Annotated in this window: 15 protein-coding genes; 6 read left to right on the top strand and 9 right to left on the bottom strand. The window is 37.7% G+C overall.

What is annotated here, in order from left to right:
• The first annotated feature begins 171 nt into the window (after positions 1-171).
• Entirely contained in the window at positions 172-369 is a 198-nt protein-coding gene (locus SB717_RS22650) for a hypothetical protein (RefSeq protein WP_016762958.1), read from the top strand.
• A 38-nt stretch (positions 370-407) separates the two neighbouring features.
• Here SB717_RS22650 and SB717_RS22645 read toward each other — a convergent pair whose 3' ends face one another.
• Entirely contained in the window at positions 408-1028 is a 621-nt protein-coding gene (locus tag SB717_RS22645; protein ID WP_410904782.1) for an NAD(P)-dependent oxidoreductase, read from the bottom strand.
• 185 nt (positions 1029-1213) lie between these two features.
• Between SB717_RS22645 and SB717_RS22640 the strand changes: the two genes are divergently transcribed.
• Positions 1214-2479, top strand: coding sequence for a hemolysin family protein (locus SB717_RS22640; RefSeq protein ID WP_410904781.1), 1266 nt, complete (start codon positions 1214-1216; stop codon positions 2477-2479).
• Between the two features lie 65 nt (positions 2480-2544).
• Here SB717_RS22640 and SB717_RS22635 read toward each other — a convergent pair whose 3' ends face one another.
• A complete protein-coding gene (locus SB717_RS22635) occupies positions 2545-2763 on the bottom strand; it encodes an alpha/beta-type small acid-soluble spore protein (protein ID WP_013055290.1) in 219 nt (72 codons plus the stop codon).
• Between the two features lie 296 nt (positions 2764-3059).
• Here SB717_RS22635 and SB717_RS22630 point away from each other — a divergent pair, with 296 nt between their 5' ends.
• Entirely contained in the window at positions 3060-3302 is a 243-nt protein-coding gene (locus SB717_RS22630) for a hypothetical protein (RefSeq protein WP_098623215.1), read from the top strand.
• Positions 3303-3326: 24 nt separating this feature from the next.
• Here the strand turns inward: SB717_RS22630 and SB717_RS22625 are convergent, their stop codons facing one another.
• The 7 genes from SB717_RS22625 to SB717_RS22595 all read right to left on the bottom strand — a co-directional run bounded on the left by SB717_RS22625 (position 3327) and on the right by SB717_RS22595 (position 10717).
• The gene (locus SB717_RS22625; RefSeq protein WP_016762961.1) at positions 3327-4436 is read right to left on the bottom strand and encodes an ABC transporter ATP-binding protein; all 1110 of its coding nucleotides are present in this window, start codon (positions 4434-4436) and stop codon (positions 3327-3329) included.
• A gap of 139 nt (positions 4437-4575) precedes the next feature.
• On the bottom strand, positions 4576-5478 hold the full coding sequence (locus tag SB717_RS22620) for a PucR family transcriptional regulator (RefSeq protein WP_410904780.1): 903 nt from the start codon (positions 5476-5478) through the stop codon (positions 4576-4578).
• Positions 5479-5507: 29 nt separating this feature from the next.
• Positions 5508-5717, bottom strand: a complete 210-nt coding sequence (locus SB717_RS22615) for a YheE family protein (RefSeq protein ID WP_074682942.1) — start codon at positions 5715-5717, stop codon at positions 5508-5510.
• 66 nt (positions 5718-5783) lie between these two features.
• A complete protein-coding gene (locus tag SB717_RS22610; RefSeq protein ID WP_098623217.1) occupies positions 5784-6944 on the bottom strand; it encodes a YheC/YheD family endospore coat-associated protein in 1161 nt (386 codons plus the stop codon).
• A complete protein-coding gene (locus SB717_RS22605) occupies positions 6941-8290 on the bottom strand; it encodes a YheC/YheD family endospore coat-associated protein (protein ID WP_410904779.1) in 1350 nt (449 codons plus the stop codon). The genes SB717_RS22610 and SB717_RS22605 overlap by 4 nt, the downstream gene beginning before the upstream one ends.
• 4 nt (positions 8291-8294) lie before the next feature.
• Positions 8295-9374: a YheC/YheD family endospore coat-associated protein gene (locus SB717_RS22600; RefSeq protein WP_074682945.1), complete on the bottom strand. Its 1080-nt coding sequence runs from the start codon at positions 9372-9374 to the stop codon at positions 8295-8297.
• Positions 9371-10717, bottom strand: coding sequence for a YheC/YheD family endospore coat-associated protein (locus tag SB717_RS22595; RefSeq protein WP_074682946.1), 1347 nt, complete (start codon positions 10715-10717; stop codon positions 9371-9373). The genes SB717_RS22600 and SB717_RS22595 overlap by 4 nt, the downstream gene beginning before the upstream one ends.
• Before the next feature lie 187 nt (positions 10718-10904).
• Here SB717_RS22595 and SB717_RS22590 point away from each other — a divergent pair, with 187 nt between their 5' ends.
• The 3 genes from SB717_RS22590 to SB717_RS22580 all read left to right on the top strand — a co-directional run bounded on the left by SB717_RS22590 (position 10905) and on the right by SB717_RS22580 (position 14261).
• On the top strand, positions 10905-11255 hold the full coding sequence (locus SB717_RS22590; RefSeq protein ID WP_013055299.1) for a YlbF/YmcA family competence regulator: 351 nt from the start codon (positions 10905-10907) through the stop codon (positions 11253-11255).
• A gap of 180 nt (positions 11256-11435) precedes the next feature.
• Positions 11436-12314, top strand: a complete 879-nt coding sequence (locus SB717_RS22585) for a Cof-type HAD-IIB family hydrolase (RefSeq protein ID WP_028412564.1) — start codon at positions 11436-11438, stop codon at positions 12312-12314.
• A 447-nt stretch (positions 12315-12761) separates the two neighbouring features.
• Complete coding sequence (locus SB717_RS22580) at positions 12762-14261, top strand: coproporphyrinogen III oxidase (RefSeq protein ID WP_074682947.1); 1500 nt, start codon at positions 12762-12764, stop codon at positions 14259-14261.
• The last annotated feature ends 112 nt before the right edge of the window (positions 14262-14373 follow it).

Genomic DNA, 14373 nt, shown 5'->3' with positions numbered 1-14373 from the left:
TTTCAACAGTGACTAAGGACTCTATTCTTTTTTATTATGAGAAGGAAAGAGTTTTTTATCCTAAAGCTAGGGAAAGGAGTTTTTATCATTTAGAAAAAGTGATGCTGAAAAGTAAAGCTTTAACTTTTTTACGCATATGATAAAAATAAAAAAGGGAAGGGAAGATAGTCGATGAGTGACCAAGAACGTCAGATTCAAGCGCTGCACGGCCAGATTGAAGATTTAAAAGAAGAAATGTATCAGATGAAGCTTGATATTAGCACATTAGAGAAAGAAAAAGGAAAGCCTGTTTTGACACCGGCTCTCGTTGGTCAAATAGGAGGTTTTGTTCTAGGTGGATTAGCTATAATCGGTATTTTTTGGATGTAGAACTTTTCGTTTTGAAAACGAAAAGTTCTCCTGATTTTTCAATAAGCAATTCCAACGCGGCATTTTGGGAATTTTTGAGCCCATATTTCATGGTAGGTAAAGTGAGCGGTATCTCCCGTTGAAATTTTAACGGCATTTGCTGGCAAGATATCTTTTTCCACTCGGTATGTGCCTGTTATTTCACCGTCAGGCAAGTAGGTTGGGCATATAACGGTCCAGTTTAGGTCACTTTCCTTCAAGTGTAAGTATCCTTTTAAATGATCTTCTGCTGCTCTGGTCGTTTTACGCTTCGATTCATTTGATTGAAAACGATACTTTTCCGGTTCTGTTCGTGACTGTAAAATACCTGCAGTTCCGATAGTAAGAATACGATGAACGCCGTAATGCTTCATGCTGTTTATAATGAGCGGCATACTTTTTGAAATTGTCTCTGCACCATCTGTATTTAACGCGCCGACTACGATATCTTGGTGCTTGAGGGCAAAGCTGATATTTTCTTGATGAAGGACATCGCCTTGTAAGATATGTAGGTTTGGATGACTAACCTTTAGCTTATTGCGATCTCTAACAAGTACTGTAACGTCATTTTCATCTTTTAGCATCATTTTTAATAAAGACTGTCCAACTCGCCCTGTTGAGCCTAATAGTAAAATTTTCATTGGTTGCACCCCTCTATAAAAGATAGTATCTATTCTTTAGGATATACAATCTGTATACTTATTCATAATAAAAAGCATGCGTAGCATAAAGTAATACAAAGTTGATGAAGGAAATATTCAACATCAAAAAAATTTGATATGATAAAAAGACGGAAAAATCAAAAAAATAGGAGAGTGAATGTCTTTTGGGAGACTTGCCTCTGAATCAAATGATGATATTAGTCGTTTTGCTTATGTTATCAGCTTTCTTTTCATCTGCTGAGACAGCCTTTTCAAGCGTAAATAAAATTCGTTTAAAACATTACGCTGAGAAAAAATATCGAGGAAGTAAAAAAGCGCTACATATTGCTGAACACTTTGAGCAGACGCTATCGACAATTTTAGTAGGAAATGTTGTCGTAAACATTGCTGCGTCCTCTTTGGCAGCTAAAATTGCCCTCGATGTGTTTAAAGGAAACCTAGCACTTGTGATTAGTATCATCGTTATGACCATTATCATTTTGATTTTTGGTGAAGTCTTACCGAAATCGTTAGCGAAAGAGCATGCCGAATCTTTTGCGCTGATGATTTCTTCCTTGTTATTTATTATTATTAAATTGTTAACCCCGATTTCCTTCTTATTTTTACAAGTGAAAAAAGGAGCTTCTCACTTGTTAGCGTCTGCTCCTACACCAACGATTACAGAAGATGAAATTAAAGTGATGGTAGATTTAAGCGAAGAAGAAGGAATGATTAATAATATTGAAAAAGAGCTAGTTCATCGTTCACTCAATTTTAATGACATTGTGGTGGGGCAAATTTTAAAACCTAGAATAGATGTCACAGCAGTTGACGTAAATGCTGATATTGATTCGGTTTGCCAAATGTTTCTTGAAGAGAGATATTCGAGAGTTCCTGTATACGAAGATCATATTGATAATATTATTGGCATTTTATCAGAAAGAGAATTTTTAACCTGTTTAGTCCAAAGAAAAGAGATTTCTATTCGTGATTTGTTGAGACAACCTATTTTTGTAGTAGAATCCATGAAAATATCTGTTCTATTGCCAGAGCTCCAAAAAAGTAAGGTACACATGGCAATTGTAGTTGATGAGTTTGGTGGAACGGCCGGTCTTGTGACCTTAGAGGATATATTAGAAGAAATTGTAGGAGAGATTTGGGATGAACATGATGAAGCTGTTAAGTATGTACAACAGATAGGGGAAAAGGAGTACGAATTTAACGCGGACATCCCTATTGATGAATTTTTAACCTATGTAGCGGTTAGTTCTCCTGACAGTACGTGCCATACCTTAGGGGGATGGATATATGAGCAGTTTGATCATATTCCTGCTAAAGGAGACTTTTTCTCATATGAAGAGATATTGTTTACCATTAAGGAAGTAGAAAATCGACGTATTCGCAAAGTTTCCGTAAAATCATTTGCGAATAAGAATGAGGAAACTGATTAAAAGAAACTAGAAAGCGCTCCAAGGGATCTTGGAGCGCTAAAGCCATAATATGAAATTAGTTAATATTAGTACTTGCCGCCTAAGTTTTGCTCAGCTAATTGTACTAAACGTTTTGTGATTTCGCCACCAACAGATCCGTTCGCACGAGCTGTTGCATCTGGTCCTAAGTTTACACCAAACTCACTAGCGATTTCGAACTTCATTTGATCGATAGCAGCTTGAGCACCAGGCGCCACTAACTTGTTTGATGAATTTCTGTTTGATGCGTTTTGATAATTTGCCATGTGTATTCATCTCCTCGTTAGATAAAATAGATTGTAATGGTTGAGTTAGCTGGAGTTGAACCAGCCGAGCAGATGCATCGATTAGATCTGCTTGCCTACCGCGGCGTAACTCAATGTTTGCGAGCTGTTGTGCTGCTCGGTTGTTACTAGTATTATGACGAAAGGAAAAAAAACATATACATAGAAATTATTTGGTAATTTATAGAAAATGTTGTGTGGAGTTTGATAAAGAGTAAGAGAGTTTTATTCCGTGCATATTATAGGTACATATTGATTAGGTAAAGCGAGGTGTGCGGATGTCGATTTGTTCCTTATGTAATGGGTTTAGTGATGTACAAATGACGTGCAAAACATGTGGAGAAGTGCTGGGGGATATGGGAAAAGTCAGCGATTATTTTGATGATTACAGTGCTTACATGGAAATCGATCAGTTAAAAGTAGAGAATGGGTATCCTAGTGATTTAGCAAATCACCAATGTATCCATCTCTTTTACTGCTCTACTTGTCACAGTGAGGAATTGAAGCAAATACAGGAATAAAAAAAGACCCCTAGGGGTCTTTTTTTATTCCTGTTCAGCACGGATGCGCTGTTCGGATTCTGCATCAAAGAAATGCGCTTTGTTCATATCTAATGCTAAGTCCAGAGACTGAAGCGGTTTAATATCTGTTCTTGAATCTACGCGTGCTACAAAATCTTGTCCGCCAAGTTTAGAATAAAGCATGGTTTCAGCTCCCATTAACTCGGATACATCGACTTTGATTGTAACTTTTGTGCCAGGTGAAGATTCAATAAATACAGGCTCATCATGGAAATCTTCAGGACGGATGCCTAAAATAATTTGTTTGTTTAAATATCCTTGCTCGCGAAGTATTTTCATTTTACCTTCCGGAACTGCAAGAAGAGAATCGCCTACTTGAACCTTTCCGTCTTTTAACGTTCCGGTTAAGAAGTTCATAGCAGGAGAACCAATAAACCCGCCTACAAATACATTTTCAGGTTTTTCATATACTTCTTTTGGTGTACCCACCTGCTGGATAATCCCATCTTTCATAACAACCAGACGAGAAGCCATTGTCATTGCTTCGGTTTGGTCATGTGTTACGTAAATTGTCGTTGTACCCAAACGCTGGTGAAGCTTCGCAATTTCAGAACGCATTTGCACACGTAATTTCGCGTCTAAGTTTGATAAAGGTTCATCCATTAAGAAGACCTTAGCATCACGAACGATTGCACGACCTAGAGCTACACGCTGACGCTGTCCGCCCGATAATGCTTTTGGCTTGCGCTCTAAGTATTGCTCAAGTCCTAAAATACGAGCGGCATCTTTTACGCGGCGTTCGATTTCATCTTTTGGTAATTTCCGAAGTTTTAAGCCGAAAGCCATGTTGTCATATACGCTCATATGCGGATACAATGCGTAGTTTTGGAATACCATTGCAATATCGCGATCTTTTGGAGCAACGTCATTTACACGTTTGCTGTCAATATAAAAATCACCTTTGGAAATTTCCTCTAGCCCTGCAACCATACGAAGCGTTGTCGATTTCCCGCAGCCTGAAGGCCCAACAAATACAATAAATTCTTTATCTTGAATGTGAAGGTTAAAATCTTTTACCGCCGTCACATCTTTATCATACATTTTATAAATATGTTCTAAACGTAATTCAGCCATTTCCATTTCCCCCTTGTATGTAATTTGTGAAACCGTTTTCTTAACTCTAGTGTAATTTTTTTTTATGAAACGGTAAATGGCAAACATGCACAAAAAAAAGAAAGGGTTTTCGTGCACTATTTACGAAAACCCTTTCATTTTATTTTTTAGCCTGCGAATTTTTTAATGCAAGAATAGCTAAGTAAGCGGACACAGCTCCTGTGAAGTGTTTGATATCAAGGTGTGTGCGATCAATAAATTTCTCAATTCTATACTGCAAGCTGTTGCGATGCATGTACAATTTCTTAGCAGCAAGAGATACGTTTAAATTACATTCTAAATAAATTTTAATCGTTTCTAAAAGATCTCCATCATCTTTTACTAAGTCAAGTAAATGTATCATATGATTTTGGATTGCCCCTGAAGACTCTTGCAGAACCAAATGGGGTAAAACGTCGGTAAAATGGATAACATGTTTTTGTTCGACTGTATGCTTAATTTGATAAAACCATTTCTTTTCACGTTCAAAAATTAATTGCGGTGAAGACGGAAAAAAGTGAATTTGTCCTTCAAAGAACTGAATCGAAGTTTCAAAATCATGACATAGGACCTCGATAGAGTCTGATAAATTTTCAGTTAAGTCATTAGGATCATCAAAGGTTTCTATAACGATACCTGATTGTTTATCAATCCACAACACAGTGATGGAGGTAGAATACAAGGCGTGAAGCGCATTTTCAAACTCTATTTTTTGTTCAAACAAACGTTTAATTAAAAACTGGGTGAAGCGAAAAGAATGGTGCGTATGATGAGAGTGAATGACTTTTTCAGGTGCTTCAAACAGCAGGTTTGACCAATACAATTGTTCTGGCGCCAGTAAAGAAACTTCCTCATCGTAAGGCGTTAAAAAAGCAGAAAGTAATGCCTGCTCTTTTTGAGATAAAGCCGTGTGTTCAATTCCAATGAAGCCTTCATCACTTGAAAACCATTTGTATCGTCCAAATTGAGAAGGGATTTTAGCCTTAATCATTTTATCCCCAAATAGTGTGTGCAGCTGTTTCATCTGTGCTCGTTCCCTTCGGCGAAAGCTTACTATTCATAAACGTGAAAAAGCATAAGCTCATGAATATAATCAATTAATTGTGTTTCATCTATTTGATTAGAAAGCGCAGTTTTCCATAAAATTTGTCCATCTTTTAAATAATCAGCCTCATAATAAACCCGATTCATATAAAACGAGATGTGCCAGCCCGGCATTCGATTATTTTGATAGAGTGGTTTAACCTGAAAATGTGAAATCATAAAGAAAATCTCCTTTCTCAATTAATTATTATAAGCTTACCATGAGAAAAGGAGATGAAAAATCATTTAATCTAAAAATTTTGTTAATTTGTAAAATATGTTGCATATGTGTTTAGCACCTTGCGTTTGAATGTCTGTTTCATCAAAAATCATCGGTTTTGCATTCACTTCAAACAGATAATACTGCCCTTGGACTGACTTTGCCATATCAAGAGAAAATTCTTCAACTAGAGGGAAGGACTTTTGAAGGACTTGCCCGCACGTATTTACAAAAGACGAAAGAAAGGAAGTATCTACTTCATCTTCAAGATCTTGAAAAGGTGAAATGCTTCCGCCGTTTAATGTATGTGTTGTAATGGATTGATAGGGACTATGTCGAATACCGACGCCACTAATAACATATCCACTATCTTTGTGATGCGCTAAAATACGTAAGTCATAGCGCCGGTCTTTGAATGGTTGCGTCTCAATTGCTTCTTGAATGAGATAAGCAGATCTGGGAAGGTCAATTGCTTGTAAAGAAGAAAATTCTTCTTTGCGAGTATGATCTTGATAAGTAATCGTATGTTTATCGGACGATAATCGAAAAATCCCAGCGCCTTTACTGCTGTTAATAGGCTTAAAATAAAGGGAAGAGTGTTTTTGCAGAAGCTTAGCAATATCAATTTCTGGTGTTAAACGATAGGTTTTAGGAAGGTGAGAAGATAATAGTGGATCCTTTGAAAATAACTGATACACTTTCCATTTTGAAAAAAAAGCGGAATTAAAAAGGGGGATGTGCCTGCTTTTTATTTTTTGGTGTAAAGATTTCAGCTTTTTGGTTTCTGATTTTCTGCCTGGATAACGATTATATATAACGTTTGGCAGCGGCAAAGTTGTTTTGATCCACTGCTTTCTTGCACCGTCAAAGCAATACCCTTCAAAGAAGTGACGAGACATTGTTTCTTCAGCGAATAAAGCAAGAAGCCCGCCTTTCTCTTGCAGGGTATGATGTAAGAGTTCTAATAAAGGACGCTGTTGTACATTCAGTTTTTCCAAAACAGCTTTGTTCGTTAAAACTCCCACAATAGGACCAGCTTTTTCTCCTTTTAAACGAAGAAAAGCCTGAGTAGAAGAAATGTTTTGAGTAAAGGGAAGTTCAATTTCTTGAACTCCCCATGTGTAAGATGCTGAAGGGTTATTATGAAACCACTGCTGCTTTTCTTTGTGATAGTAAATTGTAATCATATGCTGATGCCTTCAGGTGTATTTAGATAGTATCCAGATAAGTAAATCGCATATTCTAGAGAAAGTTTTCTAGTTTGTTGATCCGCTTTTCGTAAGGCAGGGTGTGAAAAAATAGAGCGACCGGGCTTAGAGTTAGCTTCAAACAGCCACACGTTTCCTTGATAATCTACTCCAAAATCGAATCCAAGCTCTCCAATTAATCCGTTCAACTCCTGTTCAAGCACATGACTAATTGAGATAGCGGCATCTTTTAGCTTATTTTCAATTTCTTTTTTGTAAGAAGGGTTAGTGAATATTTTGGCTGTAGCTTCAATTTCTCCGCCGTAATCAAGATGCGTAGTGATGCTGTTGGGACCGGCTACTTTAGCAGCTAGAGCAGTAAGCACCCATTTGTTATTCCCGTCTTTATTCGTATGCACGCGAAAGTCTACACAGCGCTTTTCTTTTTTGATTAATGAAATACCTTGCTGAGCAATGTAGGAAGGATTAGTAAGTAGATATTCAAATTCTGATAATAGATTCTCTAAAGTTTCTTTTTCTTGAACATGAAGACCTTTTTCTCCTTTGTAAGTCAGCGTGTACATGGAATCCTTAAAAGATAGCGTATAAATGCCGCGGCCTAAGCTTCCGTTTTTCGGTTTTAAATAAACGGTTTGATGAAGAAGCAGAAGTTTTTTTATTTGCTCATACGAAGGACTTTCAACCGTGTAAGGTAATAAATAAGCTGTCTGCTCGTTCAGTTTTAAAAGCTCATGAATTTCCCACTTGTTGAAAAAATCAGGATTAAAAAATGGAATGCCGTAATCAGTCATCATCTTTTCTTTAATGAACTTAAAAGGGGCTAACCCCTCTGTTTTTCGATTTGGCAAACGATTATATACAACATTGGGAAGTGGAACTTCATGCTGTGTCCAGCCGCTTTTTTCATAAAAATAGCCGTTTATAGTCCCGGTTTCCCAGTTGATATGATGAGTTCCAAAAATAAAAGGCAGTCCCCCTGTGATACTTGCAGTGGAAAGAAGTTTAGCTAAGTGAAGGGAACGCTTTCCAATTGGCCGCAGCAGAGAACCAGTAAAACCAGCTGATAACACACCAATTAAAGGTCCTAAGTGAATGGTCTCATTCACAATAATAGGGTGCATCATATGAGCGAAAGGAATTTGCAGTTTTGTCATTAGCTCAGTTGAAATCTGAATTTCTTCACGTTCTGAAGATTGTATAAGGCATGGAGCTGTCATTGTTCCAAAAGCTGCTTGTTTCAAGGAGTCTTTGTAAAGAGATGCAGGAACAGAAAGATCGCATCCTAGCTGCTCTACTACAACAAGGCGAGTAAGAGTTTTTTTCATAGCATTACTCCTTACGATACGATAGTGTGTTAGCTAAATAGACGCAGTAAGACAGGACATTTTTATACATGACTTCTTTTTGTTCAGGGGCTGTTTCCATTATTATTTTTCTTCCCGGTTTCGAATTTATATCTAGAATCCAGATGCTGAAGTCTCTCGAGATACATAAATCAATACCTAATTCAAAAAGAGAAGGAAAATGATTTTCCAGTACGGGCGGAATCGTTTTACAAATGGTGTTGATTTCATCCATTACATATTGACGGTGAACGCGAGGGATGCGAGGCAGCAAGTTCTCAAAAGGTACAATAGAGGCTCCTGAACTTACATTTGTTAGGATGGAGTCCCGTTCACCTTGTCTAAGTCCTCTTCCAATTTCTTTCCAAGCACCATCGTTTCCTTTTTGTAATAGCAGTCTTATATCAAAAGGAGTGCGTTCATAAGGGAAAAATGAAATATGGGGCTGAGCAATATACAATACATCACGGGTCGTTTTCGTAAACCAGTGCTTAAACTCTTGAAAAGACGAAAATAGAATGGTGTTTACAATGTCATTTTGTTGATAAGAAGCTTCAATTTCACGTCCGCGCTGTCTTAATTTCACAATTCCTTTACCTTGTGAGCCGTTGGCAGGCTTAATCATTAGGCTATCGTTTGTTCGAAGCAGCTGAACAAGCTGCTCTACACTTTCAATTGGAGTGGTAGGAGGAATATATGAAGATAAATAGCTATCTTTTTTAATTACTTCATAGACATCTAGCTTATTGGGCAATCCATGGCCTAAAAATGTAACATCTTCCCGCTGTTTAAGCCAGCTTACAATAGGGCGCGCCTTTTTAGACAGCGAGTCTTTTCGATAAAAGCAGCGATCGTAAATAAACGAAGGAAGTAAAAAGGAATCTTCTATCCATTTCTCTTGTTGCAAATCATAGCGGAAGCCTTCAATATTTTCGGTGTTAGGATGAATGTTAAAAGGAGTAAAACGGTATATTTCAATTGAAAACTCAGAAGCATGTTTAGCAATTTCGGTCACGTACTCCACTTCTTGCTGTGGGTGAATCGTTAAAAAGCCTAATGAAATCATCGTAAATCCTCCTTGGCAAATTGAAAATTCGTTGCATGCAGACAATAATCAAGCAGTGCTTTTGTTGAGGGACGGACAGAGAAAGCGCTTGAATCTAATTGTTTGGAAGGTTTGACATTTACTTCAATAATCCAAGGCTTTCCTTCTTGATCAATCGCTAAATCAATACCAAATTCTGCATAAAGTTCAGACGGGTGAGAAAGCTGTGTGCAAATTTCAATCGCAATCTCTTTTAAAAGTGAAAGGATGTGACGCGTAGTTTTTGAATCATAGAGCTGAGTTAAAACTTGCTGAGGAGGATGAATATCTCCTCCACGGGCAAGATTTGAGACGAAATTGCCGGGTTTTGATACACGTGTGACAATAGACGTGATTTTCCACGTCAAGTCGTCTTTTTTATGACAGAGAATACGGAAATCAAAAGGGCACTGTTTGTATGTCTGCAGTGAGATTCCTTCTTGGATGAGAAATCCTTGCCTTTTTAATTGACTATAAAGCGTTTCAAATAAGTCATAGAGAGATTCATATTCTTTTTCATACGTCTGCGTAAACGTTGTATAGTCTAAAATATACTTCTCTTTCTTTGAAATTTTAAAAATATTTTTTCCTTGGCTGCCATGAACAGGCTTTAGAAAAACATCGTCATGAAGTTCCAAAGCGTCAAGAAGATCTTGACGTGAACGAAGCTGATACGTTTTTGGCAAATATGGAAGGAAGTGTACGACATCTTTAAGCTGTTGAAAAACCGTCCATTTATTTAAGTAGCGTGCGTTAAAGAAAGGAACGTCGTGCTCTTTCAAAAATGTTTTAAAGGTTTGAAAATCAGCGCTTTGCTCGGTTTTCCTGGCATGAATCCGGTTGTGTACGATTCCCGGAAAGGGAACGTCTGAATAAACCCATCGATCAGCGCGATAAACATATCCTTTAGGGGACAATGACTTCACGTCGCTCAATTTGCTCACATAGCAAAAACACCCTAACTCCTTGCAAGCTTGAACAAATTCCTTACAAAATACAGAAATGGAGCCAAAGAGTTCTTCACCTTCTCGAACTTCTGTTACGATGCTAATCACGGGTCCCATCCTAAAGGTGTTCTCTTCGTAAATGCCTCTCAGCTGATGCGTTTCATAGGGAAAGCGAAAGTCTGTAAATAGAGCTTCTGACATCATGAAGCAGCATTCTCGATGCTGAAAAACAGTGGCTTTGACTTCTTTCGTGATGGAGCCTACTGTTAACGTAAACTCGTGCTTGCATTTCACACGTGAGAACAGAGCAGAACTAATGTAAATATCGTCGCTCATATGGTTCTCTAGTGGTTTTAGAGAAATGGTAAAAGTATTCATAAACGAATCCTCTTTTTCTTTCCTTTAGTAGGCGAATGCTGATATATACTATGAGGAATTAGCCCAATCTGTGAAGAGAATTTATCGTTTTCTGAGAAAATAAAGGTCTTAAGCTGAATTTTATATAATAATTTGTTATAGTTAGGGAAGTCAAGAAATTATAGAACTTAATTAGGAGGAACTTAACGTGTCTGTAAACTTACATGATGTAGCAAATGATTTAGAAAAAGCAATTCGTCAAAGCGACGATTATACAAACTTAAAAAACTTATATGCAGCAGTAAACGCTGATCAAGGTTCAAAACAATTATTTGAGCGTTTCCGTACAATGCAAATGGAGCTGCAACAAAAGCAAATGATGGGCCAAGAGATCACTGAAGAAGAAGTTCAGCAAGCTCAACAAACAGTTGCAATCGTTCAACAAGATCAAAATATCGCGAAGCTAATGGAAGCTGAGCAACGTATGAGCATGGTAATTGGTGAATTAAACAAAATTATCATGAAGCCACTTGAAGAACTTTACGGTGCGGCTGAATAAGAGATAGGGAAAAGAGGAAAAGAGAAATCTTTTCCTCTTTTTTTTATGCGGAAATTTCTTCTAATTGTGCAGTTCTGCTCATAAGCTTAGTAACAAGGCTACACATGCCGACTATCATGAAAAGGTCATTTATAACCGTATCCTAACGGATTAGACATCTATGAAAGAAGGGGTTCTCATATGGCTTATCGATTGCTAGCGTTGAATATTGATGGAACCATTTTAAATAGCCAAGGGCGCGTTACAAAAGAAACGAAAGACGCAATTCAATTTGTGAAAAATAAAGGGGTTTACGTTACGTTAGTAACAAACAGGCATTTTCCGTCTGCTAAAAAAATTGCTCGGTCACTTAAAGTTCATCCTGCAATGCTCATTACTCATAGCGGTGCCTTTATCGGAACATCGATAGACAAACCGATACTAGATAAGAGAATTAGCGAAGAAAAAACATTTAATCTCATTCAGCTTTTTGAAAATTTTAATTGTCATGTCCGCATTTTACATGAAAGGTTTTCAATTGGAAATCGTGTAAAGCTTCCTAACAATATTGTAGCTAAAAGCGTGTTAAAAACGGGAGAACCGCTCTTTTACCCCGTGCAGTTCGTAGATTCATTAGGAGATACGCTTCGTGATGAACCTGTTTCTACGCCAAAAATAGAAGTGTATTTTGCAGATCGTAGAGAAAAAGAATACGCTGAGCAAACAATTGCTAGTGCAGTTCCGGATATTGAATGGTTTTCGTATCCAAATGAAAATAGATGTTATATTACGCCAAAAGGAGCCACAAAAGCTGCCGGCGTTCGTTATGTAGCAAATCGTCTAGGGATACCAATGGAAGACGTGGTGGCAATTGGAAATTGCTATGATGATGTAGAAACGATTGAACATGCGGGAATGGGTGTGGCCATGGGCAATTCACCAACGGAATTAAAAATGCTTGCGGATTGGGTTACTCGTTCTAATAATGAAAATGGTGTAGCCTATATGGTGAAAGAATTATTTAGAAAGCAGCAGCGCCTCGGTTATCTTCATCAAATTGACAGCTTTCGTTTAAAATAAATAAAGGAAAAAAGAGGCTAGGATAAAAGTAGTTTAGCCGAAGGAAGATCCGAACGATGAATCGAGATTCTTGATAGAGAATCCAATTCGTTCGGATTTTTTTATCGGAAGAGTGAACGTAGGTTTCATATATGTAGGTGCTTCTAGCTGTTGACTAGAGGGCAAGGCGAAGACTCCTGAGGGAAAAGCGCAAGCGATGAGGAGGCTCATCGGCCGCCCGGGGAAAGCAAAGCCTTGCACGGAATCAACAGAGGTGTAACAAGCAATTCATATGATCTCATTTATCCTATTTGTTCGTCTTTAGATTGAATGAATGTAGTTATGGCTCAATCTCTTTTTCCGTTTGTTTCCTGTCCGTGCACTCCCTTGAGCTGAGCACCTTGACCGGACATACGTAGGTTTTGTAAACTGATTACTTAGATAGAATTGATTTGAAAGGTGATTATATTGAACATTTATATAAAAGGTATAGAAGATGAGCGTTTTTTACGTCCGCTTCACCGAATTTCAGATTTGTTTTTTGAAGAAAGCAATGTCTCCTTTGAGGATGATAACGAAGCTCAGCTGAAGGTCGAAGTAGAGCTAAAAGTTCATGAAGAAATTTATGCGAAAGCAGTGCTGCATGATGCTGAAACGGACAAGGTGTTTACAGAAGAGCTTTCTAAATCGTTTACGCCGTATGAAACAGAAAAAGAAGAATTTAAGCAAATAAAAAATGTGGTGCTTCGCGTCTACTTATCTGTACTACAGGAGTATACAAGCATTGTTCAAAAATGGGGTATTTTAACTGGTATACGTCCGACGAAGCTGCTTCATATGAAACTGCAGTCAGGCAAAAGTAAAGAACAAGCACATCGTGAGCTAAAGGAAGAATATTTAATCACCGATGACAAAATTAATTTAATGCAGCATATTGTGGATCGTCAACTAGCAGCTATTCCTGATTTACATGAGTTAAAGAACGAGGTAAGCATTTATATAGGCATTCCGTTTTGTCCGACGAAGTGTGCATACTGTACATTCCCAGCCTATGCGATTAACGGACGTCAAGGATCCGTTACGTCATTTTTGGGCGGCTTGCATTATGAGATGCGTGAAGTAGGAAAATGGTTAAAAGACAATAACGTCAAGATTACAACCGTCTATTATGGCGGAGGCACACCAACGAGCATTACCGCTGAAGAAATGGACATGTTATATGAAGAGATGTATGAATCGTTCCCGGATGTACAAAATATCCGTGAAATTACGGTAGAAGCAGGAAGACCTGATACGATTACGGAAGAAAAGCTAGCTGTTTTGAACAAATGGAATATTGACCGGATTAGTGTAAATCCGCAGTCTTATATTCAAGAAACCTTAAAAGCTATTGGACGCCATCATACAGTTGAAGAAACGATTGATAAATTTCATCTTTCTCGAAAAATGGGGATGAATAACATTAACATGGACTTAATTATTGGGCTTCCAAATGAAGGTGTAGAAGAATTTCAGCATACGCTAGACGAATCTAAAAAATTGCTTCCTGAATCTTTAACTGTTCATACGCTATCGTTTAAACGTGCGTCTGAAATGACTCAAAATAAACGGAAATACAAAGTAGCAGATCGCTATGAAATTGGTAAAATGATGGATTTAGCGACTGAGTGGACTCAAGAACAAGGATATGAACCTTATTACTTATATCGCCAAAAAAATATTTTAGGTAATTTAGAGAACGTTGGATATTCATTTCCTGGTCAAGAGAGCCTGTATAATATTATGATCATGGAAGAAAAGCAGACGATTATTGGCCTTGGATGCGGGGCATCCAGTAAGTTCGTGCATCCAGAAACAGGCATTATTACAAGGTTTGCGAATCCAAAAGATCCAAAATCGTACAACGATGGATTCGAGCACTACACACAAGAGAAACTCAAGATTTTAGGTGAATTGTTTAAGAAATAAAAAGGTCACTTTCTAGTGATCTTTTTTTATTTTCAGCAGGGAAATGTCGGAATCTGTTGAATATATAAAAAAGTTGTAAGCGTTTTCTCATCATGACGATGCGAGGTGCCGC

This window comes from Priestia sp. SIMBA_032 (assembly GCF_046535215.1).
GTDB lineage: Bacteria > Bacillota > Bacilli > Bacillales > Bacillaceae_H > Priestia > Priestia aryabhattai.
Note: the sequence above shows the minus strand (reverse complement) of the source record. Positions and strands in the feature narration are given on the sequence as shown.

Excerpts from the sequence above, each read along its gene's own strand:
- SB717_RS22650 (WP_016762958.1), top strand. The coding sequence starts at position 172 with ATGAGTGACCAAGAACGTCAGATTCAAGCGCTGCACGGCCAGATTGAA.
- SB717_RS22645 (WP_410904782.1), bottom strand. The coding sequence starts at position 1,028 with ATGAAAATTTTACTATTAGGCTCAACAGGGCGAGTTGGACAGTCTTTA.
- SB717_RS22635 (WP_013055290.1), bottom strand. The coding sequence starts at position 2,763 with ATGGCAAATTATCAAAACGCATCAAACAGAAATTCATCAAACAAGTTA.
- SB717_RS22630 (WP_098623215.1), top strand. The coding sequence starts at position 3,060 with ATGTCGATTTGTTCCTTATGTAATGGGTTTAGTGATGTACAAATGACG.
- SB717_RS22625 (WP_016762961.1), bottom strand. The coding sequence starts at position 4,436 with ATGGCTGAATTACGTTTAGAACATATTTATAAAATGTATGATAAAGAT.
- SB717_RS22620 (WP_410904780.1), bottom strand. The coding sequence starts at position 5,478 with ATGAAACAGCTGCACACACTATTTGGGGATAAAATGATTAAGGCTAAA.
- SB717_RS22615 (WP_074682942.1), bottom strand. The coding sequence starts at position 5,717 with ATGATTTCACATTTTCAGGTTAAACCACTCTATCAAAATAATCGAATG.
- SB717_RS22610 (WP_098623217.1), bottom strand. The coding sequence starts at position 6,944 with ATGATTACAATTTACTATCACAAAGAAAAGCAGCAGTGGTTTCATAAT.
- SB717_RS22605 (WP_410904779.1), bottom strand. The coding sequence starts at position 8,290 with ATGAAAAAAACTCTTACTCGCCTTGTTGTAGTAGAGCAGCTAGGATGC.
- SB717_RS22600 (WP_074682945.1), bottom strand. The coding sequence starts at position 9,374 with ATGATTTCATTAGGCTTTTTAACGATTCACCCACAGCAAGAAGTGGAG.
- SB717_RS22595 (WP_074682946.1), bottom strand. The coding sequence starts at position 10,717 with ATGAATACTTTTACCATTTCTCTAAAACCACTAGAGAACCATATGAGC.
- SB717_RS22585 (WP_028412564.1), top strand. The coding sequence starts at position 11,436 with ATGGCTTATCGATTGCTAGCGTTGAATATTGATGGAACCATTTTAAAT.